Genomic DNA, 24887 nt, shown 5'->3' with positions numbered 1-24887 from the left:
AGGATATGAAAATCTACACCACGTTGGTCGTGGTTCGTATTGCCGCTTTTAAACTGCCTTCGCACTGATCCAGCACCCGCTGCGCCGAAGCCGCGTCCAAGCCGCTTTTGATCATCATGATCGCCAGCTTACAACTCATGGAAGCGCTTTCCAAAACCGCAGCAGCCGTCTTGTCATCCACGCCCGTGGCCGCTTTTATGATGCGTACGGAGCGGTCTTTCAGCTTGATGTTGCTGGCTTTCAGGTCCACCATCAGATTGTTGTAGGTTTTGCCGAGCTTCACCATCGTACAGGTCGTAAGCATATTCAGGACCAGCTTCTGTGCCGTACCCGCTTTCAACCGGGTCGATCCCATAATGACTTCCGGCCCGACAACCGGGGCAATGCACACGTCGCAAACGGATTCGAGTTTGGAATGTTTGTTGTTCACCAGACCGATGGTCGCCGCTCCGATTTCCCTTGCCTTGTTCAAGCCGGCAATGACAAATTGCGCGCTTCCGCTGGCCGTGATTCCGATTACCGCGTCTTTGTCCGTTACGCCGCACCGTTCGATAAGGGCGATTCCCTCATCTTTATTGTCCTCAAAACCTTCAACAGCTATTCTTAGTGCCCCATCTCCTCCGGCGATATGCCCCTGCACCCGCAGAGGATCGATACCGAAAGTTGGAGGACATTCAGATGCGTCGAGTACACCGAGCCTGCCCGAAGATCCCGCTCCGATATAGAACATTCTGCCGCCGTTTTTAAGCACTTCATGCAAAATATCAACCGCTTTCACAATTTGCGGTATTTCAGCCGCAACCGCAGCCGGAACCGTCGCATCCTGTTCGTTCATCAGACGCAGCATCTGTTCCGTCGTATATTCGTCTATCCTTTGTGTTTTCTCGTTGATCTCTTCGGTCGTTAGTCTCGCCAGATACTCATCCACAGCTTTCTCCCCCCCATCTGTTTAGTTCAACTTCTTGATTTCATCTTAACGAGAAATTTCAGTTTGGTCAACAGTTTTTGAAATAATATTTTATGATGAAACATTTTATTGTTGTTTTATTTTCTTTTTCTCCTTGCCCTGCCGCATTTCTCTCTTCTTTTCGCGCAAAATAAAAAGGACCTATCCGGTCCTTGATTTGACTTATTCGATTCGACGGCGGTTTATGCCAGGGTTGCAGCCGGCAGGACGGGAGGTCAGCAGCCGTTGTCGCCTATCCGGCCGAACTCGGCTGCCGGAGGCAGGTCCGTGTCCTTCATCACGATCTGCAATTCCTCCTGGAAGCGCGGGGCCGCCTCTTTCGTCAGAAGCATTCCACCTCTTTCGGTTCATTAACGCCGCTGCTTCCCCGCCACAATATTGTGCGTTTTGGTTAAATATTTTTTCACGTGTTTGTATTCCGCGCTTGCTACCCCCGCGAAAAGAATATCCACGACGGTCAGCATGGCTATCCGGGAACCCATCGCGCCGCTGCGGATCGTTATTTCCGGCGTGGAAATGCTGAGCAGGATGTTCGCCTGATCGGCCAGCCGGCTTTTCGTATACTTCGTTACGGCGATCAGACAGGCTCCGTTCTTTTTGGCGATTTCCAGCGCGTCGAGAATCTCGACGGTTTCTCCCGAATTGGAGATGAAGATGGCCACATCGCCTTTCTCCAGAAGCGTTGCCGCCGTCAGCATACTGTGCCCGTCCGTATAGGTGTGACACATCTTGTTGATCCGCGAAAATTTCTGCTCCGCATCGATTCCGACCAGACCGGAGGCTCCGATTCCGAAGAAGGCAATCCGCCTGCACGAGCGCAGCACCTCTACGGCCCGCGCAATCTCGCTCTTGTTGATCACCTGCAAAGTATCTTCAATGGACTGGCTGTTGGTGCGGGAAATATTCAAAATAATCGTGGACAGGTCGTCTCCCGGCTGGATATCCCGGTACGGATTCGTATCCTCTTCATGCATAGAGCCGAGGGAAGCCGATATGCTGACGATAAAGCTGCGGTAGCCCGAATATCCTATCGTTTTGCAGAACCGCAGCACGGAGGCGTCGCTGGTCTTCGTCAGCCGGGCCAGATTTTTGATCGAGAGATGCGGGATTTCCTCCACGTTCTCCAGGATGTACTCGCCCACCGCTTTCTCGACGGGAGTCAGGCTCGTTTTCATTTGGCGGATTTTAATTAAAACGTTATCATTTATGGCCATATTTTTCCCTACTCGCTATAAATTCTTGAAGCTGAACCGTAAGAAAAGAAGATGAAACGGTGTAGACATGGTTGACCTCTAAAACAATTTCATCATAAGCGCAATTATTATAAAATACAAGATTAATAGCTAAAAATGAAAAATAATAGAAATAGAGGGTGGACGGCCCCTTCCGGAGAGATAAAATGCCAATGAATAGCAAAAAAAGCCCGCAGAATCCGTCCGGTTGGACTTGACTGCAGGTTTTCGGGAAATTCCGGGGCGGATACCAGCCATAGAGAAATAACCCGTTGAACCCGGCCGAAATTTCGCCGGATAAGACATGATCGCAGCCCACACGACCCGTCCGGGCCAGTACCGTCCCTCCGCCGCAGCGAAAACAGGCATACCTTGTCGGTGAACGGAAAAAGAACAGAAAGGCCCGTGTCCGGGCCTGGGCTTACCCGCTTCCGCTGCGTCTCTACTTGTTCTCGCTCTCGTAAATTCTCATCTGCTCGAAAGCGGCCTCGACCATAAAAGCTCCGGCCGGTTCGACTTTTCCGGTCGCAATAAACATCCGGACCAGAGAACTGCTCGTCTGCATATTCGGCGTATACGGCGATAAATAGACGGTATCTGCTTTCGTCGTATTGCGGATGTACTGTTCCAGCTGCAGTTCGTACTCGAAATCCGTCGCGTTGCGGATGCCGCGGACAATCGCCTTGGCTCCCGTTTCATTGACATAGTCCGCTACGATGCCTTCGAAAGCGACGATTTTGATCCTTTTGCCCGGCGGAATGGAAAGCCTCACCAGTTCGGTCCTCTGCCCGATCGTAAAATGATGCTTCTTGGCACGGTTGTTGGCAACCAGAATGTGAAGCTCGTCAAACAGATTGGTAGCTCTATCAATAACCGACGTATGTCCGAGGGTAATGGGATCGAAGCTCCCCGCGTACACGGCTATCATGTCTGCTCCTCGCTGACGACAACCGCATCCCGGATCTGTTCGAAGCTCAGCGGAGTATAGTCCCAGTGCTCCACGCACACATTGAAATAGTTCTTGCCCTCATACTTCTGTCCATGGATATGACCGTGCACGTTGACGTACGGCATGTGTTTGTTCATATAAACCGGTTCGTGCGACAGCAGGAAGAAGTCTTTATACAGAACCGGATATTCGCTCACTTCGTCAAATCCGGCGTCCAGCCACCAGGACCGGGACCTGCCTCTGTCGTGGTTGCCCAGAACAAGAAATTTATAGCCGTTCAGCTTACCGACGATTTCTTGTGTCCTTTCCTGATTCAGAAACGAAAAGTCCCCCATATGAAACACTTTGTCTTCGCTTCCGACTACGGCATTCCATTTTTGAATCATGACGTCCGTCATTTCGTCCGCATCCGCAAAAGGCCGGGACTCGAAATCGATAATAAGTTTATGCCCGAAATGATGGTCCGAAATAAAAAAATCGTTAGGCATGTCTTACTCCTCCTTACATAAAATTCCGGAATGTTATTCCAATCAGCCGCTTCATACCTGTTAGTTTACCAACTTCGCCGCAAAAAGGCACTAACGTTCAGTTAGTATCCGAACGCCCGGCACGAAGCTGTACCGCTTCTCCGTCCCCCCTGCAAAAACGGAACTGACCCGCTCCGGATCCTATCGTTTCATTCAAAATAAAATCAAGTTTTTTAGGGCGAACAAGGTTCCCCCTTTTTGCTTTTACATAAAATGTGGCTAACTAATTAGGACATTCGTTTACGGGCGGCCATCCCCGCTTTATTCCTTTCCCTAAAAATTTTTCCCTTGAGAAACTTTTTGTTGACAGTCAAAAACTGTTTGCCTATACTAACATCATAAAGCAATGTTAACGGAAAGTGTGTTTTCATAAATAAAATTTTGCACTCGGCAAACAGTTTGTCCAAAGGGAAAAAGGAAGGTGAGCCCTATGTCTTTATCGGAATTGTCATTGGACCGGGTCAAGGTAGGAAGCGTTGTCCGGTTAAGCCGGATCGAGGTACAGGGAGGAATGCGCAGACGGCTCCTTGATCTCGGATTCGTCCCGGGTAACCGCGTGGAAGTGATCCAGCGAAGCCCGCTCGGCGATCCGACCGCTTTCCGTGTCAGCAATACAACCATCGCGCTCCGGAAAGAAGAAAGTTCGCTCATTTACGCGGAGCCGGAAGGAGGCGACAGTCTGTGAGAACCTATACCGTAGCACTGGCCGGCAACCCGAACACCGGCAAAAGCACGCTGTTTAACCGGCTGACGGGACTCCGGCAGCATACGGGGAACTGGGCCGGTAAAACCGTGCTGACCGCCGAAGGCGAATTTGAGCGGAACGGAATTTTATACAAGCTCATTGATCTGCCCGGCACGTATTCCCTGTATTCGAATTCGGCGGATGAGGAAGCCGCCAGGGATTACATCATTTTCGAGCAGCCGGACGTCACGCTGGTCGTGCTTGACGCGACTTCGCTGGAGCGGAATTTGAATCTTGCGCTGCAGGTCTTAGAAATGACCAGCCGCGCGGTTGTCTGCATCAATCTGATGGACGAAGCCGAGAAGCTCGGGATCAAGATTGATCTGGATCAGATCCGCGAGAGGCTTGGCGTGCCCGTGGCCGCTATTTCCGCACGCAACAACAAAGGCATCGGCCCCATGCTCGATCTCGTCGAAAAGGTGGCGGAAGGTGTCATTCATCCCGAGCCCCCGCCTATCCCCTACAGCGAAGAAATCGAGCGCCAGGTCCGGGAACTGGAACCTTTCGTCCGCGAGACGCTCGGAGCCCGTTATCCGGCCCGCTGGGTCGCGCTCCGTCTGCTCGACGGGGACGAGAACCTCATCGCCTCGCTGAAACAGAGGCTAAACGGCGCGGCGGCACAAGGACAGGGGGTGATGAGCTATGGCCACACCGCATGCAACTAACCGGCCCGATCCGATCGATTCCCTGTTATCCATGGCGCAGACCATCACGAGCGGCAGTTCCATCCGGGACGAAATTGTAAGCGACATCTATAAAACAAGCTGCGACATCTGCAACGCGGCCGTCCGCTATGAAGACAAGAAAAAGCTTGCGAGCACACATAAGCTCGACAAAATTCTGACTTCCAAGCTGTGGGGCTACCCCATCATGTTTGCGGTGCTCGGCGCGATCTTCTGGATCACGATTGCCGGGGCCAACGTTCCTTCCGGCTGGATCGCGGATTTCTTCGGTGTAATCGAAGGCTATCTGACGGCAGGTTTCCAAGCCGTCCATGCGCCCGCATGGCTTCACGGCATACTCGTTCTCGGCTTCTTCCGGGGTACCGCCTGGGTAATCTCGGTCATGCTTCCGCCCATGGCGATCTTCTTCCCGATTTTCGCGCTGCTTGAAAATTTCGGCTATCTCCCCCGGGTCGCGTTCAACATGGACCGCCTGTTCAAGAAGTCCGGCGGACACGGCAAACAAGCCCTGACGATGTCGATGGGCTTCGGCTGCAATGCGGCGGCCATCTTGTCCACGCGGATCATCGAATCCCCGCGCGAAAGAATGCTGGCCATCCTGACGAACAACTTCGTCCCGTGCAACGGCCGCTGGCCTACGCTGATCCTGCTTTCCTCTCTTTTCATGGCGGCTGGCGCCTCAGGGGGCTGGAAGACTTTAGGAACCGCTCTGTTCGTCATGGGGCTGGTGCTATTCGGCATCGTGATTACCTTGTCCGTGTCGTGGGCGCTGTCCAAAACGGCTCTGCGCGGTGTGCCCACGCACTACACGCTGGAGCTTCCCCCGTACCGGAAACCCCAGATGTGGAAAACGATCCTGCTCGCCTCGCGCGACAAATCGTGGGCCGTGCTCAAACGCGCGGTAATCGTGGCGGCTCCCGCCGGAATCATCACCTGGATTCTGGGCAACATCATGATTGGCGGAACGAGCATCCTTGCCCATACGGCGGCTTTCTTCGATCCTTTCGCCCATCTGATCGGTCTGGACGGCTATATCGTCATGGCATTTATACTCGGCCTGCCGGCCAATGAAATCGTTCTGCCGATTCTGCTCATGGGCTACATGTCCTCGGGCGCCATGGTCGATGCGGACGGGCTGGACAACATCAAAGATCTCTTCCTGCAGCATGGCTGGACCTGGCTGACGGCTCTTAATATGATGCTGTTTTCGCTGCTTCACTACCCCTGCGGCACGACCCTGTACAACATTTATAAAGAGACCAAAAGTACGAAATGGACCATTCTTTCGGCCCTTATCCCTCTGGCTATCGCCATCCTGGTTACATTCGCCACCGCCCAAGCGGCCAGAGCGTTCGGATGGGTGTAAGCAATCTTTTAAAAAAGAGAACGGACTGGACTATACCGGTACCCATACACTGGACACTTTGAAAAAAGGTGCACAGCGTTGGGTACTTTTTTGTACACTAGAGTCAGTGATGGAGGCGAGAACATAAGCCAAAAACATGTATTGAAGAAGAACGCTAAGGGTCATCCGAAAGCCTTCATGTCGTACGTGTGGGTGAAAATAGCCCCTGCAAACCCACTTCCTATAAACGTATAGCCGAGGATACACAAGAGCATCGGACCTTCCTCAATGAAACCGAAAAAAGATGACCCCCGTCCAGTACAGGAATCATCTTCTAGTGGTTTATTTTTTGTTATTTACAGGAATCGAAATTTTCTTATTATAGGCTTTACTATATTGGAGTTCGTCCAGCAGCAGGAATTCCGGTTTGTCCGTGGTGTTAAAAGAATACGTCTGCTCCCACATAATGTTACCGTTCTTCAGATCCCAAGGGCGTGAGGAGGAAATCTCGGATACGGGAACAACGCTGCCGCCAGCTTGTATGGATATATTGTCCTTTTCAAAGAAAACAAATTCGTTTCCGGCGATAACGATATCATAGCCTGTATCGGTTTTTGTCACGCTTCGAATCCATACCTTTTCTTGACCTACGTTGATCGAATGATCTGATGGCGAGGCAAGGGAGATGGGTTTTTCTATTTTCTGTATTCCTGTGAAATCTTCCAGCACAAGTTCAATGGACTGAATCTTGTCTGTTGGAAGCACATCGAATTTAAGTTCAAATTCAGGACTAGTCGCCTTCATACCTAAGCTTTTCACTTCTGTTCCATTCACATAGAGCTTTGTTTCGCCCGAAAATCTCGGGGATCCCTCTAATTCATAATGCCCTTTCACGATGGTTGAAGATGGCGAAGCTGTAATGGAGTCATAGTGAATCTTCCCCTGATCAACAGGAATGGTTTCAGAAAGGTCCTCTTTGATTATACTCTTCATCGCTTTATTCGCATCAAAGTCGAAGGAGATGGGATAGGATACTCGTTCCCCATTATCCAGCCGCTCATTGAATGTCAAGGTTAATGTTCTGGAGAATGGACTAACAGGCTCGAACTGGTGTACTCCGACAATCTGAGATTTGTCTTTGCCAGGATTGCCGCCTCCTCCTCGCGAATTGGAATCAGTCAAGAACCCTTTCAAATTACTGAAGTGGTAGCGGATGAAATCTTCGTCGGTATATTCGGTTCCTGCAGGTCGATCGATGGTGTAATACAAGGTAAATACATTATCGTCGGCGATAACGCCATTAATGGTAAAGACCGTGCCGTCTTTAAACGTTGTGCTTTTGTTTACCTGCTGCCCGTATCCTTGCTCTGTTAATTCAGAAAAACTAAGAGAGTTCAAACTGGCTCCATTAAACAGCTTACTTCCGTAATAAGCGAAGGCAGGATATTCATATAAACCAACCATCATAATGAGCGCTGCAACAGCTGATGCAACCCATGCCACCGCTTTATTCATGTTTCTTTTTTTCGCGGGAATACGCTGAAGTGCATCCCGAAGCCTTCCCTCAAGTTCTGACGGAGCCTGCACCCTTTTATACTCCTGTAATTTCTCCTCGATCGTTTTCATAACGATTACCTCCGATCATGGCTTTTAGTTTGTGTAGTCCTTGCGAGATTCTTGATTTGACGGTTCCTAGAGGCACACCGGTCATGTCCGCAATCGTCTGATACGGAAGATCATGAACATAGCGAAGTTCGATCGCTTCCCGCTGCGGGGCATTCAGATGGGATAGCAGCGTATGCATATCCAGTTCCGACTCTGTATGGTGATACGGATTATCGTCAGTGAATGCAGCAAGGGCTTCTTCTTGCTCGTCTTCCAGCGGGGAAAATCGCCCCTTTTTACGAAGTAACGTTTTGCACCGATTGACGAGAATGGTTTTGCTCCAGCTGTAGAATGCTTCGCCTTTTTGCAATTGATCAATCTTTTCGTACAGCGTGACAATCATGTCTTCCATGGCATCCATCGCATCATGCTCGTTTCCCATGTAGGCATTGGCAAGACGATAATAAGCGTCCTGATCGGCCATGATTAGTTGCAATAAAGCTTCTTTGTTGTCTTTTTTTGCTTGTTTGACAAGATGGCTTACTTTCATGTTCTCTCCCCTTTTCATAAATAAGAGATCCCAGAGGTTGCAAAAGTTCATTTTGTGCGAAAAAAACTTTATCCCCCTATCATAGGGAAGAAGATAAAGTTCCGGTAACTGATTCATTTCAAGATTACATTTCCCTCCGAAATTGGCCACATACCCTTCTGACCCAAAATCAGCAACACCGACCCTACCTACCAAAGCTGCTGAAGCAGAAAAAGCCAGGCCAGTCCAAGTCTAGGCGAGAAACTGCCGGGACAACGCTTCTCAGAAGTCCTTCTTGGGCCATATGAAAGACCACGTTAAGAGCGATGGTTTCTCCTCGTTGCACGAGGTACAGAATGAAATCAGTCATGACATTTTTCATGTGTGAAACTAACTCACAATGTCCTCGTAAAGGGTTAAAAGAAAATTATTCCCTGGAGAGGTGTGCTTATGAATTTTCTGGTCTGGCTTCTTAAAGCGATTTTCGTCCTGCCGGCCGTCCTTGTGATGGAGCTTGTTTTCGGTCATCAGGGTACGCTTTTCCTCAAAGAAACAGCCCAAAAAGAGGATACGGGCGGGGAAATGTACAGCAAAATCGAAAAACGGTGAGCACGAAAGCCCGCCCCCCACTTTAAAAGCATAAAAAAGAAACCGTTCGACCGGCGGTCTCTTTGCGCTGTTTGGCGGGAGTTCATGGTCTCCGGAGCAACTTAGTATAGAATACGCTCTAAACGGTGAATGATCTGCTTGGCGGATGAGGATGTCCTCATGCGGCAAGCACAAAGAGACACCGCCATAATCGGCTGTGCCTCCACCCGTCTTTAGAAGCCTTTTTTAACAATCGTCTACGGCTAACAACCGTCTCCGGTTCGCTTTCTTACAACTCTGCTTGGGTGAACCGCCTGGTTTGCCCAAGCAAAAACAGCGGGATCTTTACGGAAGCGCAAGCTTCCCCATCACGGTCGGACGCGCCGCCCCCGTTGCGGAGGGCAGATTGTTGGGGATGCCGCGCAGGAAGTCATTGCCGAGCAGCGCGAAAATGACGGCTTCCTTGGCGTCGTCATGCACACCGAACGCGCCCGAGGTCGTTACATGCTGGTCCGGCAGCAGCTCCGCGAGCATCGACAGCAGCGTCCGGTTGTGAGCGCCCCCGCCGGAAACGATGACCTCGTCCACGCGGCAGCGCGGAAACACGAACCGCCGGCAGCCTTCGGCAATCGTGCGGGCCGTGAACGCCGTGGCCGTCGCCACGATGTCCGCGTCCGCCAGTCCGAGGGCTTTCGCCCGCGCGATAAAATCGGCCGCGTACGCTTTGCCGAACACTTCGCGGCCGGTTGATTTGGGCGGCTTTACCCGGAAGTACGGATGCGTCATGGCGTCTGCGACAAGCCCTTCATCCGTACGTCCCTGCGCCGCCCACGAGCCGCTTTCGTCATAGGAATGCCGGCCGCCCGACAGCTGATAGACCACCTGGTCGATCACCATGTTGCCCGGCCCCGTGTCGAAAGCGAACACATCGGACGGCCCCGCCTGAGGGGGCAGGACCGTGCAGTTGCCGATGCCGCCTATATTCTGAAGCAGGCGGCCTTTCGTTTCATGGCGGAACAGGATGAGATCGCCATAAGGGACCAGCGGCGCGCCCTGTCCGCCGACCGCCATGTCGGCCGGACGGAAGTCGCCGACGACGGGGACGCCCGTCCGCTTGGCGAGGACGGACAGGTCGCCGAGCTGGAGCGTCGAGCGGACGAGGTACGGATCGGCAGCATCACCCTCGGGGATGTGCCAGACCGTCTGTCCGTGAGAGGCGATGAAGCCGATGCGGTCCATGGTCAAACCCGCTTCGCGCACCGCCTCCAGCGCGGCTTCCGCCATAGACTCGGCAAGGAAAACGTTCATTCCGCAGACGAGCGCAACGTCCGAGCGGGCGACGGAGCAAAGATCTTTCAGCTTTTCCCGCAGCGCGTCGTCGTAAGGCCTGCTGTGGAAATGCAGCAGCTCCAGCCGGGTATCCAGCCCGCTTCCGTTTATCCGCACAACCGCGGCATCGATCCCGTCCAGCGAGGTCCCGGACATCAGCCCGATTGCGATTACTTCCTCTTCCTTTATGCCGAGTATCATGTTTACCCCTCCCAAGTGTCGTCTCCGTGCATCCGAACAACTATGTGGAACCGGCCGCACGGGTTCCAGTTGGCTTCATTATAGAGGGGCGAAAATATTTTTTCAATGAAATTATATTTTATAAACTTTTATTTCATCATCTCCGCTCCAATCACCTGTCCAGCTTCTTACTATGAATCGGCTTCAAAGAATGTTTCGTGTGTCCGCTTACTTTCTCTCATCTTGACTTTTTGCGAAAAAACACATCCGTCTTCTCACGCATTGAAAGGGCGGGCGTAAACACCCATTCCTCTTCGCCGTCCGGAGCCGCTTGTTCCTGCCGCCCCGAATTGTCCCCGGCTTTGTTCCACTTACGGATCCTCATCCAGGTAACCAATCCGATAACGCCGATAAAACCCAAACTGACATAGAAGCCCGGGCGGCTGCCGTGGTGCGCCAGCGTCCCGCTGACGGCAAGCAAAATAAGGGCGATGCCCGTGATCCGTTTCGCTTGTCCCAGCGCCTTCAGACGAAGCAGTTTTCCCGCCGTGATCAGAATAAACAGCCAGTTATAGAGGAGCAGCAGTCCTGCGGCGGTTGTGATGTGTTCGTACACGCCCTCGGGCATAAGCAGCGCCAGAAGGATCGAAGCCGCCATCCCGCAGGCCGTTAGACCGAGCGCCGAGAGCGGGAGATTTTTTTTCCACCGGCGGGCGAAAAGTTTGGGGGCATCCTTATCTTCCGCTAACGTTACGAGCATGGTGGTCACGGCGAAAAGCGACGCCGTCATCGTGGAAAAACCGGCAATAATAAGCACCCCGTTGAAAACGTGCGGGATAAACGGCAGCCGGTAATGGCTCAGCGCCAGCACAAACGGGCTTTCTTTCGTATGGAAAACGCTCCAGGGCAGAAGCGTAACCGCCAGTCCGATCGACAGGACATACACGACGGCGAGCAGCAGCAGCATGATTTTCCCCGCCTTCGGCGCTTCTTTCGGCTTCTGCAGCCTGAGGACCATCAGCCCCATAATTTCGATGCCGCCAAATGCGTAGAATGCGAAAATAAGCGAAGACCAAAGGCCTGTCGCCCCCGCGGGAAACAGCGTCGAAGCTTCTGCCGGAAAAGTCGGCGACCGGCTTCCGCGAATAATGCCGAACAGGGCCAGCGCCGCAATGACGAGAAACATCACGATGGCGGAAATTTTGATCATGGCAAACAAATTTTCCATCCGTTCGAATCCTTTTGTGCCCAGCATAATAATCCCAAGCCCGAGCACGCCGTATCCCGCCGCAAATCCCCACATGGGAACCGCCGGAAACCAGAAACGGGAAAACAGGGACAAAGCCGTCAGCTGACTTCCCATGATGAGCAGCTCCGAGCTCCAGTACACCCACCCGCTGCTGAAACCGGCCCAGCGGCCGTAAGCTTTTTTGGCGTAAGAACGGAAAGAGCCTTTGACGGGGTCCGCAGCGGTCATTCTCGCCAGCACGTCGAATACCAGATAGGTTCCGAATGCGGCCAGCACGAACGAGATCAGCACGGCGGGACCGCCGATCGTAATCGCCAGACTGGAGCCTAGGAAATAGCCGGTTCCGATCGTAAACGCCACTCCCAGCAGGGAGAGCTGCCACCATTTCAGCTTCTTTTCGTCTTCTCCGGCCGTCTCCTTCTTTTCCACGGGAAGTCTCTCCTTTGTAGTTAAGCCATGAAGTTCTTTTAAAAAGAGTTCCCCCCGGGCAACTTTTGTATGCCGATAGGAGATTTCCGGTTGGACCGTCATGCGGCGCTACGACGTTGGGTGCTGCGCCCGGTATAGAGAGGTGGAAGATCTGGCTGAGGCGTAACGAAGGTGTAGCTAAGGTGTAGCGAAAGCCGGGACAAAGCCGACCGAAGACGCATGCGGATGCCCCGTTTCATCTTCAACCCGTGTGAATCCCCCGTAAGCGCCTAATCCATAGAGAACTGCCGGTTCCGTCGGCCTTATACCGATGCTGCGTGGCGTTTAACCGGCAGGGGCCGCAGCCAAAAACAACCGCCTGCATGTTCGCAGACGGCTGTTGAAAATTTTTGTAGGTTCCAGGTGTTGCATAGGTTCCGTTGTGCATGTTCCGTTTGTAGGTTTTGTTGGGCACGTTCGTAGGTCAGATTCCGTTAGTTTGGCAGGTTCATTGTGATTATGATTGGTAGTTTGGCCTTATTCGTAAAGGGATTAGGGTCATAGCGGCTCGTCGTTTACCGGGTGATGGGGTTAACCGGTTTGCCTTTCGCCAAGTAAACGGTTACCCAGCAGGATACGGCCGCAGTCAGGGAAATAACGACGCCCATCAGGAGCCCGACAAACTGCATGAAAGGATCTTGTTCCGGAGCGGAAGGCGGCAGCAGGAAGATTTGCAGGAGAAGACAGACGGTGAGCACCCAGTAAAAAGCGCTTCCGATCCCGCCGATGATCCTCTTCTCTTTCTTCGTGCCCTCGCGCGAAATGCTCATCTGGATCCAGATCATAAAGCTGATAAACACGCCGGCGCCCGCAAATAAAAACAGGGAAAACGCGACATTCATCATGATGGTGAGCACCACAAGCGCCGTCATGACAAGGAAAATAACCATGTTCACGATAAATAAAAAGCCTCCGTACGCGTAGGGGGATTCCAGTCTGGCCGAAGCGGCCATTCTGGCAAACCACGGAATCGGACGGAACGTAATCCTTCTAACAAGGATGATTTGGATAAGGACAAGAACCAGACCGAACATTAAAAGAACAGTCACTTCCAAGCACTCTCCCTTTCAACTCTGCATGTTTTCCTGATTATAGCAAAGGCGGATACGGTGCAACAAGACTAGGCTGCTTTTGCCGGCTTTCGGCGGCTTGTTTTCCATTGACAACAATAGTTGTTTAACATATAGTTGTTAAGACAATCATTTTAGCGCGGAGGGATCAGATGACAACGGAACCCATCTTATACAAGAACGGATTGAACGATTCCTTGGGCTTTTTGCTGGGCGTGGCTTACCGGAAGATGTCCAATTTCCTGTCGCAGCGGCTGAAAGAGTACGACATCACGCCCGAACAATGGTCGGTGCTCTACCGGATCTACGAGCAGGATGGTCTCATCCAGAAGGACATCGCCGCCAGGGCGGGCAAAGACAAGCCGACGACGACACGCATTTTGGATTCGCTGGAGGCGAAGCAATTTATAAGGAAGCAGGTCGGGCAGGGCGACCGGCGTTCTTTTCATATTTATATGACGGACAAAGGCCGCTCCCTGATCGAGGAAACGATTTCCATTGAGCAGCAGACCAACCGGGATGCCGCCGCGGGCTTGTCTCAGGAGCAGTACGACCAGCTCATTACTTTTTTGCACGGGATTATCGACAACCTTACTTTGACATCAGAAAGCGAATAGGAGTGTCTGCATCATGTCTAAACATCCAGAACAGCTGGAACTGCTTCACCATCCGGATGCGGGGAAAAGTGAACCGCTCTGGACGAAATCGTTTATTATGCTTACGTTTTGCTATTTTCTTCTGTTTCTCTGCCTGCAAATGCTGCTGTCGCCCTTCCCCACCTACGCGAAGGACCGGTTTCATTCGGGCGATTTCACGTTGAGCCTCTTAACCAGTCTCTTCGCCATTTCGGCGATTATCACCCGGTTCGTAACGGCTGCCTTGATGCGCCGTGTACACCGTAACACGCTGCTGTTCTGCGGTGTGGCATTCGCCGCCGTATCGACGGCGGCTTATTCGTTTGCCGGTTCCATGAGCGCGCTGCTGGCGCTGCGCGTCTGCTTCGGCATCGGCTTCGGGATGGCCAGCACGGTCATGCCGACGCTGGTATCCCAGATCATCCCCCGCCGCAGAATCGGCGAAGGGGTCGGGTACTTCGGGCTGTCGAGCAGCCTGGCGATGTCCGTCGGGCCGACCATCGGCCTCGCGATGATCGGCAGCTACGGCTTCGGCCCGCTGACCGCCATGGGCACGGCGGCGGCCGCCCTGATCGTGCCTCTGCTGCTCGGATCGCGGAGCATTCCGCCTCAGCCGGCGGCAGCGGCGGCTTCGCCAGCCGGTAAAGCGGCTAGCGGTCAGGCGGCAGGCCCCTCCGGCGGAGCCGCGAAGCGCAGCGGCTTCAATAAGAAGCTGCTGCTGCCGGCCCTGCTCAACGCACTGCTGTCGGTGACGTACGGCGGCCTGCTCAGCTTCATCGCCTTGTACGGCAAGGAAGTGCATCTGGAACAGATCGGGCTGTTCTTCCTGTTCAACGCGATCACCGTTCTCGTTGTCCGCCCGATCTCCGGCCGCCTGTTCGACAGCAAGGGCCACGCCGCGATTCTCATTCCAGGCGCCCTCATTCTGATCGCGAGCCTGCTCGTTCTGTCCGTGGCGACAACGATGCCGGTGCTGATCGTCTCGGCCCTGCTCTACGGTCTCGGCTTCGGTGCTCTTCAGCCGACGACCCAGGCCTGGATGCTCCGCGAAACTCCGCCGGAGCAGCACGGGACGACGAACAGCCTGTTCTACAACTCCATCGATTTCGGAGTGGCTGTCGGCTCCATGCTGCTCGGCCTCGTCGCCTCCGGCACCAGCTATGCGGTGATGTACCGCTATGCCGCCGGAGTGATGGTGCTGTTCCTGCTTGTGTACGGCGTCTATCTGTTGACGCGCCGCCGGAATCCCGGCTCTTCCGCCGTTCCGGCTGTGTCGGAGATGGAAATTTCCTCTTGAGCGGCGCCTTGAACCGGAACGAGACATACGCCCGGCTTTCCTTTGTAATCCCGGCACGGAATCACCTGCTTGCATGCGGTGAATTCCGTGCCTTTTTTGGCTGCGCAGCCTGCGCTTGATTCTGTCTTGGCCGCACAGTAGGCCGCGGCTGACATGCTTGCCTAACGTCTAGCCCGTAGCCCCTTCACGCTGCTGCCCGGCCGGCCCCGGCACCCCGAGCGAGAGCATAAGCGCTAATTTATAAAAAGCTTTCCAGCGGATGGACGAATAGGTAACCGCACTGATCGGCGGATCGAAACTATGATTGTAAACGGCGTAATCTTTCACATAATCGTCCTTCATATACCGCTCTTCAATCAGCAGCCTTTCTTTCGGGTGAAGACGGCTTACCGCCATCTCGATTCTTTCGCAGTAGCGGCGCCGGCGTTCCGGCTCTTCCACGTTATAAATCGCTATACTCGCCGTCTGATCGCTTGTGACGTTCGTCGGCCCGTGAAATTTTTCCGTATAGCTTGAAGTAATCGTCGCCGTTCTTTCTTCGAAGGTAATCGTTTTATACATCCGGTATTTGAGCAGCGCTCCCTCAACGGCTGTTTTCGTCTTTTTCCGGTCAAGTTCCGGCATCTCGATACTCGTTTTCATAGGCGGTAAGCCCTCCTTCATAGAATAAATCTCCTCTTGCGGCAAGCTTCATGGATTGTCGTTGGGGCTTTCTTTTTCTTATCTTAAGTATATTACAATATAACGTTATTTCATAATATGGTAATAGTTTGATTATGTAATGCGAACATGTGTTCTCTTTAAAAAGCTCTTGTTTTCTTGACTATTCTTAGTTTTTTAACTACTATTACAGTATTCTGGAATAGATAGAGGGTGAATCTCATGACACTTGTCGATACTATAAAAGGATTAATGAAAGAACAGGGCCTTACCCAATATAAACTCGCTCAGAGGGCCGGAATTCCGCATTCCACGATGAGCACTTTACTGAACGGCAGCATTAAAAATCCGTCCGCGGATATGGTCGCCCGGATTGCCGAAGTTTTGCAGGTCACGACGGATTATTTGCTCGGTCTTTCGGATCTTCCATCCCACGAGAGTTCCCCTGACGAAACGGAAAGAAAAGAAACCCGCGGCCAATCCAAAAACTCCGACCCGCATCGCAACGAGAAGGAGTTTGTCGACAAAATCGAACTGTCGGATGAAGAATTGCTGAACCATTTCAGTCTGGAACTTGACGGTCGGGAGCTTTCGAAGTCGGAGACGAAGAACATAATCGCTTTTGTCCGCACGCTGCGCCAGAATAAGTAGCGACCTTAATCAAGGTTTTCAGCTCGATGCCAAGTATGACCGCCAATGATTTCAGGTCTACTTTCACGGGTGCGATAGGTTGTCACCTCCAAGATGATGGTAGAGATCCGTATGAGATGTACATTTATTATACCACAAAACGCCTCTAAATAGGAACGTAAGTTCGTATTTTATGTGCACAAAACCAATTTTCCCCTATCATTTAGGCTTCTCAGTTTCTATCCCTTCCATTCCCTCGTTTTTTGATTTTTAACTGACACGACTAGCTCTCAGAAAATATCCTGCAAAAACATTCCCGGAAAACAAAAAAATCCCTCCCAACCGGATTCGGTTGAAAGGGGTATCGGTATCATGAAACGGTTCCTGCTATATTATACGGACATTAACCGGCTGCCTGTGTCGTGTCGGATTCCTGCATTTCCAAAGCTTTATGCGCCTTATTTTGAGCGGGGTTGTATTCCATCCAGGCTTTCTGAATAGCCGCGAGAAGCTTGTCCGGCGTTACGTTCAGTCCTCTTGTTTGAAGTTCATTGGCCGCATATACGATGGCCGCGTTCATTTTCTCCTGTCCTTTTAAGAGCAGGCCCTGCGTTTCCGCAAAAGCCATCGCTTCCGATGCCACTGTCATGATGATTTCCTGCTGGGCGGCATTCGTGCGAGCCTGAAGCCAGGCGATTAGCGACGTTTTAGCCGCGTGAATCAGTACGGTCAAGACACCGGCCAAGGCCGTGACGAGCGCCAGAATGACCGGTGTCAGCAAATCCGTCAGCTGCTGTGCCATAGGTGAATTCCTCCTTTAAGTCCGTAGTTGAAGCTATCAAAAACGTCAAACAATGTCCGCCGGAAGCTTTCCGCGGATGACAAAACCGATCGGGGGTCCGCCGTCATGTGATATCGGGCACCGCGCGTCGTATTTCGGGTCCATGGGTTGACCCCCATTATGTGAAGGCTTTTCAGCGTGTGGATTATGCGGAAAAGGCGGACAGGCTGCCGAAAGTTGCTCCGGTTCACTGCTCGTGACCGATCAGCCGCGCAGTTTATCGGCCATCCGACGGATAAGCAGGGCCGTGTACTCGGTGTCCGGCATCTGTCCGTTGGTCATTGCGTTGTTCCAGTACGCGGGTGAATCGATTACTCCGTGTTCGTGAAGCTTGGCGATTGCCGCTTCCAGCGCTTTGGAAGAATCGGGCTGTGCCTGTGGCCGAGATTTGTCCGGGGACACGGATACCGGTCCCAGCGAAAAAGCCTCGGCCAGACCTTCCGCCGTCGATGCGGCCAGCTGATCCAGAAACGCCTCGTTTTTCAAAAGCGAGGCATCCGCTGCCCGGTCGATAAACCCGTATTCGAGCAAAACCGCCGGCATGGCAGTCTGGCGAAGCACCGCAAGATCACCGGACTTCCGGCCGCGGTCCTGCAGCCCGTATTTGGCAAAAGCCGCCGCCACCTTGGCGTGAACCACGGAGCGGAGGATTTCCGTCCGGGAACCTGCGGCTGTCCCGCTGTACACATAGGATTCAAATCCGGTTCCTCCCCCCGCGTTGATGTGGACCGAAACGAAATAATCGGCTTGCAGCCGGTTGGCGAACGCGCATCTTGCTTTCAGATCGGCGGACTTGTCCGTATCGAAAGCCGTATCATCCGTACGTGTCATGCGGACGTCCGCCATCCCTCGAAGTTTGTTCGCGATCCGGGACGCGATTTTCAGCGTGAGTTCTTTTTCCATTAATCCGCTGCCGATTGCGCCCGGGTCGTTCATCCCGTGTCCGGGGTCCAGGACGATTACAGGTTTTTTCATCGGTCATAACCTCCTTGCAAAAATAGAAAAAGCCCTCAGCCGTTAAGCCGAGAGCATTGTGCGGGCAATCAGAACGGGATGAAGCTGAACAGATACGCGATCACGGCCGCGATCGTAACCGCAATCACATATTTTGAGAAGCTCATCCAGGCCAGCTGTGCGCTCGTCCGTTCTTTCTGTCCTTCCAGGCGTTCAGAGCTGCCGTCCCGCGTTACCTGCTGGAGCAGTTCGGCGTTGTCTCTGGTCATCTGCTGAAACACGTTGAACATTCTCGTTTCGAAGCCGTCGAATCTCGTCAGCACCTGCCCGACCAGGGTCTCTGTCCTGGCCTGGCCGGCGTAAAGCTGCCGGATATCGGCTTCGTTTTTTTGCTCGCATCTCTTCAGCTCTTCGATATCCGCGCGGAATTGCCGGCTTTCCATGTTCAGCCTTGCGAGATGCTCGCCAAAGTTTTCAGGGGCGATGGCCATCGTTATCGTCACCTCCCGTCATAGGCAGGCTGATTACCTGCCGGTTTGGTGTTCGGGATGAGAAAGGTCTTGATTTTCCTGATTAATGTCGGGACGCTTAAAATATACGTACTCAAGAATACTTTTTTTATCCTCCGGTATTAAATTGTAACTGCCTACAATATTTTCAATTGAACCTTCATTGTTGTTATACCTAGTGATACAGGCATTCGCAAAAATACGAATTTTAAAGTCGTTCATTAGCATGACGCTGCCTCCTTAAATTAGTATGAAAGGGGCCATACGGCCCCTCCTTTATGCGGAAAACAATTCAGCAAGAGCTAATTCGATGTCAGCTATACGAGCAGCATTAGCCTTTGCTTCTTCCAACTCTTTTTGCAATAACCGGATCAATTCTTCTTGGGAAAGCGGCCTGTCTTCGAGTTCGTACCAGGCTAGTCCGGTCAACGGATTCACGTACAGTATCGCTGCCTTTCCTGCGGGAACATCTTTAGCTTCCTCATAATCAATAACTAAACCATCTTGTAGTTCCTCTTCCGTCAACAAGTCGGGACGATAATCTATAAGCGATACACGAGCTCTATCTTCAGCCTCAGAAGTATATTTAACAAATACTTTCATATATTCCACCTCGTTATTTTTTATGGTTGTTCGAATTTGATCCGGGTCATAACCCGATATAGGTAATAATCGCCATTTATTCTTCTTTGAACTAAAGCTCCGCCAAGTGAGTCGGAAACAATCGAAGTATAATCCCATATACTGGGGACCGAATAACTAGTGCTTACTAAAGAAACACCTGCTTCCGAAAACAAATCAAGCGTATTTCCCTTAAACATGTAAAATCCGGAAACTGCTCCAGCTCCAATATTTTTAATCATATTAGTTCCGGAGTTATAGGAATATGAGGTTCCATCCGGTCTCACATAACCAACGTATACAGGCTTGTCCGACCAAGAGCTGTCCTTGTAGATGTAAGCCACCGTTCCTTTAGGCGTCACGGTATAATCCGTATCGTATACGCCTAAGCCATAAAAAGTGACATTATTAAGTTGAGCGTCCAATACACGCAAATAATATTGATATGGACTTACATTCGACCCATAGTAATCAAAATATACCCGCCCGTTTGATCCGATCATCATCTTGTTCTTGAACGTATCATACGCACCGCCCGGGGTTGTTCTTACAAGATTCAAATTCAGATCATAGTAAGAGATTGCACAATTGTTTTCGACCCCGTAAAAGGCATCGTTCCCTACAGCAATATCTCTGAAAAATTTCCCGATATCTTTCCTGAAAATCAAATTCAAATCCAGATCATAAACACCGACGGTATAGTTGTTGTAATAAGAATAGGCATATACTCTATCCTTATAAACAGCAATGTGAGTCGGATTAAAGTCGGGCACAATTGTTTTAAGGAGATTCATATCGGATAGCTCGATTTTATTCAGTCCTTTTGAATCTAAACAATACAGCTTATCCTTATAAGGGAAAAAACTATGGACCCCCTCTCTGCAAGACACCAAATTACTCCAAGTCGTAGAACTTGCTGCAAATCCAACCGGCACTCCCTCCGCTCCACCCAGACCGGCAGGTTTCCATTCGCTCCCATTCCAATACTCAAGTTTCCCGCCATTTACTCGAACGGTTTCATTTGTTACAACTTGCCGCCATGGATACCAGGTCGTTACGCCGGCATTCGATTGCCCTCTTCGGACAAACACTTTGTCCGTATTGAAGTCATGGGCTGTCTGCTTCACCCAATTCGTATCATGGGTGTGTGAAATTACCTCATAGTAATACCATCCTGCACCAGGCGCATTCGGACAGCCTTCACCATTATAAAAACCGGTTTGTTTGATATTATTGAGGTCTGTTCCACTGATCACTGTTGTCTTCCTCGTCAACAGTTCATCGCCGTTCCATTTAGCCATCTGTCCTTGCTGGGTGACTAAATTAATGCCGCCATCCGTATATTCGTTGACGATATGCAGACTATGGAGGCCCGCGCCCGGGTATCCGACATATCCCTTTCTTCCTTTAGAAGCACCCTCGGGATATAAAGCCTGGTATACATGACCGACGCCATAAAGAGAAAGTGCATCGCCATCGGCAGTAAATTTCCCTTTTAAAAATTCGCTAACGCCGCCGCTGGATACGGATGGCATAAACGTTTTCCATACCGGAGTAAACTCAGCCCCTGCAGTTGTGGCTATCCGGCCGGTATCAAAATACTCGATACTTCCATAATTCAGCCGCATGCCCGAAGCACCGATAGTTTGGTGAGTATTGGAGAAACGATGCTTCCCGCCCTGATCCACGTAACAGTTATTCCCCCAAACGGTCTGTCCCCCGCTGCTGGCGCTTAAATCCCCCCACGCATTGACAGACAGCTGTTTCCCCGTTTGGTTAGTTGTGTCGACCACAACCGGACCTTTGATCGTCCCTCCCGTTGCTTTCTCAAGAAAAGCGGAGGACGATTTACCCTGCAGCAGATCGGCGTCAAGCCCGCTCCCGGCGCCGTCTACCTTTTTCAATTCGGTTAAAATTTCCTCACCCGTAATGGTTATGTCGACAGCCGCAATTTGTTCATCGGTGTATTTCTTCGACCTTTCCTCAGCATCTAGAAGGTCGCCTTGAGTAGCATAAATAAGAGAGCTGTCTATCGTGGCCGTCACATTCGCCGCATTTCCCACAACTACAATCGCGTCGATGGACTTCTCGATGATGTCCGCGCCGCCCACAGGCGGAATGTATTCTGCATTGGTACCGGCATTGCCGTAGCAGTACAGAATTTCTCCCTCGTCCGGGTCTTGCGCATAGATGCCGATTTCCCGGAAATAAAAGCCCGTTGTCACATCCTGATTGGACAGAACGGCTCCAATGACCGCACGGCCCTGCGTCTGAATTTTCAGCTTGGAAATCGCCAAAGATTTCTTTTCGCCGATCAGTTTCGTCAACACCGGAATGGACTGCCCGCCAAGCTGCCCGTCCCCTACTCCCATCCGGGTATAGTTCAGCGTTACGCCCGTCTGGGCTTTGGCCTGCAAATTTCGCCCTTTGTTCGTCAATACAAATCCGCCAAAGGCTCCCATTATCCCACCTGCCTAATTGTCATTTTTTCGCCCATATGAAAAACGCCCCCGACATACAGAGGCATTTCTTCCGTCTGGGATAAAATTACGCGCTCGAGCCGGGCGCTGAGCCGCTTAACGGACTCAACTGCCCGGTAAAACTCGCGCGCTCTTTCCTGCGTCACTTCCGGATTGTTCGTGATGACCCGGAAACGGAAAGGCTGGCCGCCGTATTCAAACCATTCCTCGACTTTGCCTTCGCCGAAAAGCGCGGCGACCAGCTCTTCCACCGCGGAAGGTGTCCCTTTGCGTTTGTGCCAGCGGAAAGCGTTCCGGACGAGCTCACGCTTTTGCTCCAGAGGAAGCTCCGGCTCGTAGAAATCGACGTGAAACTGCCACGCCAGCTCGTCCGCCTCTTCCTCGGTCAGCTTGTCCATACGGTCGTAGTACGTCAAATGTCCGATGTCTTCGCTAAGCTGCCGCAACTGCCCGTCCAAGGAGAGAGCCGCCGCCCTTACGGTCTCGTCTCTCTTCAAATTCGGCGGCAAAATGTCCAGCAGGCTTGCGTGTTTGAGCTCAATCATCGGCAAGCCCTCCGTATACGATATTCACCTTGCCATCCTGAGCGACTTTAAGGGCGGATAGCTCCGTGTACGCCGGGCTGGCGACACTCACGCGCAGAGCTCCCGCCGCCATCACGCGGCCGATCAGCTCGGAAGGGTTAATGTCCCGGCCTAGCCTGGATTTCTGCCAGAGCCGGTACCCCTCGACCGCACCAGCGACGGCCGCTTGAATCGCGGCCGAATCGGCTGCCCGGCTGCGGCTGACCCAATAGGTCAGGCCGATGTCGTAAGGCACCGTTTCCGGAGCCTGCACGGTGACATGATCGGTCAAAGGCCTGACCCGCCGGTCATTGACGGCCTCTTTTACCGCATCGAGAATATCGGCCGTCGGCAGCTCGCCTCCACGCAGAAGCGGCAGCACGACAACCTCGCCTTCGGCGGGAGACTCAACCCCCACATCCACAATGGCGGGGTTCGCCGATTTCGCCCAGTATTCGTACGCGCCTTCCGGACCAGCCGTCGAAAACGACTCCGGAGCAGTTCGGATTCGTTCGCGGTACGCGTCGTCCGACTCGGTCTCGGAACCTCCCGAAGACTCCGTCGTATTCCGGACGCTGATGACAAACGGAACCGGATCCACGAGGACGTTCAATATCCCCGGCAAAAACCCGTTGCCGGCCGCTCCCGGTACCGCGCACTCCGCGGATACGGATGCCTTCAGCTGTCCCGGCGCAATTTCGACGACTTCTGTCGTCACGAAATAAAGGGCACCACCGCCGCCCTGGGGCCCGATCCGGGTCCCTTTCGGAATCAGCGTGGCCGAATTGAGCGGCATGGACAGCGTAAACTCTACAGTCGTAACGGCAGCAGCCGCTTGAAGCCGCTTCGTTTCGGTCATTTCACCCATATGATCGAGCAGATTTCCCCTAGCATATCTAAGCAGATTTTGCCTCGCCGTCTGGTTGATCAGCACGCGCTGATGCACGATCATATTCGCCAGCGACATCAAAAAAAGGCGTTCGGGGTCCGCCGGAAACAGCTTACGGCCCGTAATCGCCTCATGCACGGCCAGAATTTCCTGAATCGTTTCCGCCGCATCCTCCTGTATGAACTGAAAAGCGCCTTCGTTCAAACTCATCACCCCTCTCTCAGCCTAAAGCGGACGACAGGGATAAGCCTGCCTGCGCTTCCGCTCGTTTCATCTTCGTAAAAACGAATTTCTTCCACCAGAGCTCTCGGCTCCTGTTCCAGAATCGCGGTCATCACGCTGCCGCCCATCCGGGCTTTCGCAACGGGAATCGGTTCGTCAAGTTCTTCGAACGGAATTCCCATATTTCTGGAAAAAGGAGCCGAGCCCGCAGGAAGGCTCAGAATCGTCCGCAAGTTCTGGATGACCTCTTCCGCTTCGCTCATAGGACCGAAATAAAACCCGCCGGGCTCTCGCATATCAACGGTATAGTCTTTTTTCATACATATTCCTCCAAAGAAACGGAAGCCGATGCGAGCAAAATATTGCCCCGGTTATCGACTTTATCCCAAGATTGCTCCAGAGACGTAATGACCCAAAAGGCTACGCCCAGCCCCTTGCCGCCTATAGTGAGAGACATCGCTTTGCCCGAACGTTCGGTCTCTACCAGCTTATCCAGCTCCTTGCGCGGGTTAATCCCGTATCGGAGGTCGAACCGCATCGTAAAAGAGATCGTGTCCAGGCCCGGACCGATCCACTGCGTTCTGGCTTTTTTGCCGAGAATTTCGTGTTTGGCCCAGCGGCTTGAGCTGCTTCTTTTAAAATCGTCGAAGGTCCGTATCGTATCGGCAGTCGCAATAAACACGATATCACCCAATGTGCCGATCATAGCGTCTCACCGCCTCTCGTTAAAGTTCCGGTCACGACCAGATCGCCCTCGATTTTCACACTGCCGGCGGGTTTAACATGGAGCACACCCGACTGGCGGTCGTAATAGACGCTGCTGCCGTCTTCAAACCACACGCCGCGCTGCGACGGCAAGCCGGGAGGCCTTTTGCCGGCCGTAAAAAAAGTCCCCAGGCAGAAACCCGCCTGAAGACCGCTGCCCGCAAAGGCGCAAAGCACATTCTCGCCGACCGCCGGCAGGCTGTTTCCCCGCGCCCATCCTCCCATGGGAGAGACGACTGGCAGATCGGCCGTTACGTAATGATTCCGGTCCGGAAAAGTGACCCTCACGGTCCCCTCGGAAGCCTGGACGCTCGATACGATGCCGGCCCGGATTACAGGATTTTCTGAAGCCATC

General features: G+C 52.4%; 28 protein-coding genes. 7 read left to right on the top strand and 21 right to left on the bottom strand.

Translation table 11 applies throughout. From position 1 onward, the window contains the following. Positions 1 to 13: 13 nt before the first annotated feature. The 4 genes from murQ to ABH899_RS09250 all read right to left on the bottom strand — a co-directional run bounded on the left by murQ (position 14) and on the right by ABH899_RS09250 (position 3636). Positions 14 to 928, bottom strand: coding sequence for an N-acetylmuramic acid 6-phosphate etherase (gene murQ / locus ABH899_RS09265; RefSeq protein ID WP_009675524.1), 915 nt, complete (start codon positions 926 to 928; stop codon positions 14 to 16). 389 nt (positions 929 to 1317) lie between these two features. After that, positions 1318 to 2181, bottom strand: a complete 864-nt coding sequence (locus tag ABH899_RS09260) for a MurR/RpiR family transcriptional regulator (protein ID WP_369995726.1) — start codon at positions 2179 to 2181, stop codon at positions 1318 to 1320. 460 nt (positions 2182 to 2641) lie between these two features. Continuing rightward, on the bottom strand, positions 2642 to 3127 hold the full coding sequence (coaD, locus tag ABH899_RS09255; protein ID WP_369995725.1) for a pantetheine-phosphate adenylyltransferase: 486 nt from the start codon (positions 3125 to 3127) through the stop codon (positions 2642 to 2644). Then, entirely contained in the window at positions 3124 to 3636 is a 513-nt protein-coding gene (locus ABH899_RS09250; protein ID WP_369995724.1) for a metallophosphoesterase, read from the bottom strand. Before ABH899_RS09250 ends, coaD begins: the two co-directional genes overlap by 4 nt. A gap of 469 nt (positions 3637 to 4105) precedes the next feature. Between ABH899_RS09250 and ABH899_RS09245 the strand changes: the two genes are divergently transcribed. The 3 genes from ABH899_RS09245 to ABH899_RS09235 are packed head-to-tail and all read left to right on the top strand — an operon-like array spanning position 4106 to position 6469. After that, positions 4106 to 4360, top strand: coding sequence for a FeoA family protein (locus ABH899_RS09245; protein ID WP_369995723.1), 255 nt, complete (start codon positions 4106 to 4108; stop codon positions 4358 to 4360). Continuing rightward, positions 4357 to 5085 (top strand): FeoB small GTPase domain-containing protein, encoded by a 729-nt coding sequence (locus tag ABH899_RS09240; protein ID WP_369995722.1) that lies wholly within the window; start codon positions 4357 to 4359, stop codon positions 5083 to 5085. Before ABH899_RS09245 ends, ABH899_RS09240 begins: the two co-directional genes overlap by 4 nt. Further along, entirely contained in the window at positions 5063 to 6469 is a 1407-nt protein-coding gene (locus tag ABH899_RS09235) for a nucleoside recognition domain-containing protein (protein ID WP_369995721.1), read from the top strand. Before ABH899_RS09240 ends, ABH899_RS09235 begins: the two co-directional genes overlap by 23 nt. 321 nt (positions 6470 to 6790) lie before the next feature. Here ABH899_RS09235 and ABH899_RS09230 read toward each other — a convergent pair whose 3' ends face one another. Together ABH899_RS09230 and ABH899_RS09225 are read right to left on the bottom strand one after the other, a co-directional pair. Further along, positions 6791 to 8074, bottom strand: coding sequence for a DUF4179 domain-containing protein (locus ABH899_RS09230; protein ID WP_369995720.1), 1284 nt, complete (start codon positions 8072 to 8074; stop codon positions 6791 to 6793). Then, a complete protein-coding gene (locus ABH899_RS09225) occupies positions 8040 to 8603 on the bottom strand; it encodes an RNA polymerase sigma factor (protein ID WP_369995718.1) in 564 nt (187 codons plus the stop codon). Before ABH899_RS09225 ends, ABH899_RS09230 begins: the two co-directional genes overlap by 35 nt. 429 nt (positions 8604 to 9032) lie before the next feature. Here ABH899_RS09225 and ABH899_RS09220 point away from each other — a divergent pair, with 429 nt between their 5' ends. Next, complete coding sequence (locus tag ABH899_RS09220; protein WP_369995717.1) at positions 9033 to 9191, top strand: hypothetical protein; 159 nt, start codon at positions 9033 to 9035, stop codon at positions 9189 to 9191. Between the two features lie 324 nt (positions 9192 to 9515). Here the strand turns inward: ABH899_RS09220 and ABH899_RS09215 are convergent, their stop codons facing one another. The 3 genes from ABH899_RS09215 to ABH899_RS09205 all read right to left on the bottom strand — a co-directional run bounded on the left by ABH899_RS09215 (position 9516) and on the right by ABH899_RS09205 (position 13445). Further along, entirely contained in the window at positions 9516 to 10700 is a 1185-nt protein-coding gene (locus ABH899_RS09215) for an anhydro-N-acetylmuramic acid kinase (protein WP_369995716.1), read from the bottom strand. Positions 10701 to 10917: 217 nt separating this feature from the next. After that, positions 10918 to 12357, bottom strand: a complete 1440-nt coding sequence (locus tag ABH899_RS09210) for an amino acid permease (RefSeq protein ID WP_369995714.1) — start codon at positions 12355 to 12357, stop codon at positions 10918 to 10920. A gap of 554 nt (positions 12358 to 12911) precedes the next feature. Next, positions 12912 to 13445, bottom strand: coding sequence for a hypothetical protein (locus ABH899_RS09205; RefSeq protein WP_369995713.1), 534 nt, complete (start codon positions 13443 to 13445; stop codon positions 12912 to 12914). Between the two features lie 173 nt (positions 13446 to 13618). Between ABH899_RS09205 and ABH899_RS09200 the strand changes: the two genes are divergently transcribed. Together ABH899_RS09200 and ABH899_RS09195 are read left to right on the top strand one after the other, a co-directional pair. Next, positions 13619 to 14083 carry a MarR family winged helix-turn-helix transcriptional regulator gene (locus ABH899_RS09200; protein WP_369995712.1) on the top strand — a complete coding sequence of 155 codons (465 nt, stop codon included), beginning with the start codon at positions 13619 to 13621 and terminating at the stop codon, positions 14081 to 14083. A gap of 13 nt (positions 14084 to 14096) precedes the next feature. Continuing rightward, a complete protein-coding gene (locus tag ABH899_RS09195) occupies positions 14097 to 15398 on the top strand; it encodes an MFS transporter (protein ID WP_369995710.1) in 1302 nt (433 codons plus the stop codon). A gap of 168 nt (positions 15399 to 15566) precedes the next feature. Here ABH899_RS09195 and ABH899_RS09190 read toward each other — a convergent pair whose 3' ends face one another. Beyond that, on the bottom strand, positions 15567 to 16040 hold the full coding sequence (locus ABH899_RS09190) for an ArpU family phage packaging/lysis transcriptional regulator (RefSeq protein WP_218229926.1): 474 nt from the start codon (positions 16038 to 16040) through the stop codon (positions 15567 to 15569). Positions 16041 to 16280: 240 nt separating this feature from the next. On the opposite strand from ABH899_RS09190, the gene ABH899_RS09185 reads away from it, so the two are divergent. Continuing rightward, positions 16281 to 16709, top strand: coding sequence for a helix-turn-helix domain-containing protein (locus ABH899_RS09185; RefSeq protein ID WP_369995709.1), 429 nt, complete (start codon positions 16281 to 16283; stop codon positions 16707 to 16709). Positions 16710 to 17091: 382 nt separating this feature from the next. Here the strand turns inward: ABH899_RS09185 and ABH899_RS09180 are convergent, their stop codons facing one another. From ABH899_RS09180 to ABH899_RS09130, 11 genes are all read right to left on the bottom strand, one after another. Next, positions 17092 to 17490 carry a phage holin, LLH family gene (locus tag ABH899_RS09180; RefSeq protein WP_369995707.1) on the bottom strand — a complete coding sequence of 133 codons (399 nt, stop codon included), beginning with the start codon at positions 17488 to 17490 and terminating at the stop codon, positions 17092 to 17094. Positions 17491 to 17733: 243 nt separating this feature from the next. Further along, positions 17734 to 18504: an N-acetylmuramoyl-L-alanine amidase family protein gene (locus ABH899_RS09175; protein ID WP_369995706.1), complete on the bottom strand. Its 771-nt coding sequence runs from the start codon at positions 18502 to 18504 to the stop codon at positions 17734 to 17736. A gap of 68 nt (positions 18505 to 18572) precedes the next feature. Then, positions 18573 to 18974, bottom strand: a complete 402-nt coding sequence (locus ABH899_RS09170; RefSeq protein ID WP_218229922.1) for a hypothetical protein — start codon at positions 18972 to 18974, stop codon at positions 18573 to 18575. 33 nt (positions 18975 to 19007) lie between these two features. Then, positions 19008 to 19220 (bottom strand): hypothetical protein, encoded by a 213-nt coding sequence (locus ABH899_RS09165; RefSeq protein ID WP_369995705.1) that lies wholly within the window; start codon positions 19218 to 19220, stop codon positions 19008 to 19010. A gap of 48 nt (positions 19221 to 19268) precedes the next feature. Next, positions 19269 to 19595 (bottom strand): hypothetical protein, encoded by a 327-nt coding sequence (locus ABH899_RS09160; RefSeq protein WP_369995703.1) that lies wholly within the window; start codon positions 19593 to 19595, stop codon positions 19269 to 19271. A gap of 20 nt (positions 19596 to 19615) precedes the next feature. After that, positions 19616 to 22075, bottom strand: a complete 2460-nt coding sequence (locus ABH899_RS09155; RefSeq protein ID WP_369995702.1) for a phage tail-collar fiber domain-containing protein — start codon at positions 22073 to 22075, stop codon at positions 19616 to 19618. Further along, positions 22075 to 22638, bottom strand: coding sequence for a phage tail protein I (locus ABH899_RS09150; protein ID WP_369995701.1), 564 nt, complete (start codon positions 22636 to 22638; stop codon positions 22075 to 22077). Before ABH899_RS09150 ends, ABH899_RS09155 begins: the two co-directional genes overlap by 1 nt. Further along, a complete protein-coding gene (locus ABH899_RS09145) occupies positions 22631 to 23755 on the bottom strand; it encodes a baseplate assembly protein (protein ID WP_369995700.1) in 1125 nt (374 codons plus the stop codon). The genes ABH899_RS09150 and ABH899_RS09145 overlap by 8 nt, the downstream gene beginning before the upstream one ends. Beyond that, positions 23755 to 24087 (bottom strand): GPW/gp25 family protein, encoded by a 333-nt coding sequence (locus tag ABH899_RS09140; RefSeq protein WP_369995698.1) that lies wholly within the window; start codon positions 24085 to 24087, stop codon positions 23755 to 23757. The genes ABH899_RS09145 and ABH899_RS09140 overlap by 1 nt, the downstream gene beginning before the upstream one ends. Next, on the bottom strand, positions 24084 to 24473 hold the full coding sequence (locus ABH899_RS09135; RefSeq protein WP_042228236.1) for a phage tail protein: 390 nt from the start codon (positions 24471 to 24473) through the stop codon (positions 24084 to 24086). The genes ABH899_RS09140 and ABH899_RS09135 overlap by 4 nt, the downstream gene beginning before the upstream one ends. Further along, positions 24470 to 24886: a phage baseplate assembly protein V gene (locus tag ABH899_RS09130; protein ID WP_369995697.1), complete on the bottom strand. Its 417-nt coding sequence runs from the start codon at positions 24884 to 24886 to the stop codon at positions 24470 to 24472. The genes ABH899_RS09135 and ABH899_RS09130 overlap by 4 nt, the downstream gene beginning before the upstream one ends. Position 24887 lies beyond the last annotated feature (1 nt).

The organism is Paenibacillus sp. RC84, from assembly GCF_041260495.1.
Lineage (GTDB): Bacteria > Bacillota > Bacilli > Paenibacillales > NBRC-103111 > Paenibacillus_F.
This window is presented reverse-complemented; position numbering and strand designations above follow the sequence as displayed.

Coding starts and splice junctions, on each gene's coding strand:
- ABH899_RS09165 (WP_369995705.1), bottom strand. CDS start 19,220: ATGCTAATGAACGACTTTAAAATTCGTATTTTTGCGAATGCCTGTATC.
- ABH899_RS09190 (WP_218229926.1), bottom strand. CDS start 16,040: ATGAAAACGAGTATCGAGATGCCGGAACTTGACCGGAAAAAGACGAAA.
- ABH899_RS09245 (WP_369995723.1), top strand. CDS start 4,106: ATGTCTTTATCGGAATTGTCATTGGACCGGGTCAAGGTAGGAAGCGTT.
- ABH899_RS09235 (WP_369995721.1), top strand. CDS start 5,063: ATGGCCACACCGCATGCAACTAACCGGCCCGATCCGATCGATTCCCTG.
- ABH899_RS09155 (WP_369995702.1), bottom strand. CDS start 22,075: ATGGGAGCCTTTGGCGGATTTGTATTGACGAACAAAGGGCGAAATTTG.
- ABH899_RS09220 (WP_369995717.1), top strand. CDS start 9,033: ATGAATTTTCTGGTCTGGCTTCTTAAAGCGATTTTCGTCCTGCCGGCC.
- ABH899_RS09185 (WP_369995709.1), top strand. CDS start 16,281: ATGACACTTGTCGATACTATAAAAGGATTAATGAAAGAACAGGGCCTT.
- ABH899_RS09225 (WP_369995718.1), bottom strand. CDS start 8,603: ATGAAAGTAAGCCATCTTGTCAAACAAGCAAAAAAAGACAACAAAGAA.
- ABH899_RS09250 (WP_369995724.1), bottom strand. CDS start 3,636: ATGCCTAACGATTTTTTTATTTCGGACCATCATTTCGGGCATAAACTT.
- ABH899_RS09170 (WP_218229922.1), bottom strand. CDS start 18,974: ATGGCCATCGCCCCTGAAAACTTTGGCGAGCATCTCGCAAGGCTGAAC.
- ABH899_RS09230 (WP_369995720.1), bottom strand. CDS start 8,074: ATGAAAACGATCGAGGAGAAATTACAGGAGTATAAAAGGGTGCAGGCT.
- ABH899_RS09200 (WP_369995712.1), top strand. CDS start 13,619: ATGACAACGGAACCCATCTTATACAAGAACGGATTGAACGATTCCTTG.
- ABH899_RS09135 (WP_042228236.1), bottom strand. CDS start 24,473: ATGATCGGCACATTGGGTGATATCGTGTTTATTGCGACTGCCGATACG.
- ABH899_RS09260 (WP_369995726.1), bottom strand. CDS start 2,181: ATGGCCATAAATGATAACGTTTTAATTAAAATCCGCCAAATGAAAACG.
- ABH899_RS09130 (WP_369995697.1), bottom strand. CDS start 24,886: ATGGCTTCAGAAAATCCTGTAATCCGGGCCGGCATCGTATCGAGCGTC.
- ABH899_RS09160 (WP_369995703.1), bottom strand. CDS start 19,595: ATGAAAGTATTTGTTAAATATACTTCTGAGGCTGAAGATAGAGCTCGT.
- ABH899_RS09180 (WP_369995707.1), bottom strand. CDS start 17,490: ATGGCACAGCAGCTGACGGATTTGCTGACACCGGTCATTCTGGCGCTC.
- ABH899_RS09150 (WP_369995701.1), bottom strand. CDS start 22,638: ATGATTGAGCTCAAACACGCAAGCCTGCTGGACATTTTGCCGCCGAAT.
- ABH899_RS09215 (WP_369995716.1), bottom strand. CDS start 10,700: ATGATACTCGGCATAAAGGAAGAGGAAGTAATCGCAATCGGGCTGATG.
- coaD (WP_369995725.1), bottom strand. CDS start 3,127: ATGATAGCCGTGTACGCGGGGAGCTTCGATCCCATTACCCTCGGACAT.
- ABH899_RS09140 (WP_369995698.1), bottom strand. CDS start 24,087: ATGAAAAAAGACTATACCGTTGATATGCGAGAGCCCGGCGGGTTTTAT.
- ABH899_RS09175 (WP_369995706.1), bottom strand. CDS start 18,504: ATGAAAAAACCTGTAATCGTCCTGGACCCCGGACACGGGATGAACGAC.
- ABH899_RS09195 (WP_369995710.1), top strand. CDS start 14,097: ATGTCTAAACATCCAGAACAGCTGGAACTGCTTCACCATCCGGATGCG.
- ABH899_RS09145 (WP_369995700.1), bottom strand. CDS start 23,755: ATGAGTTTGAACGAAGGCGCTTTTCAGTTCATACAGGAGGATGCGGCG.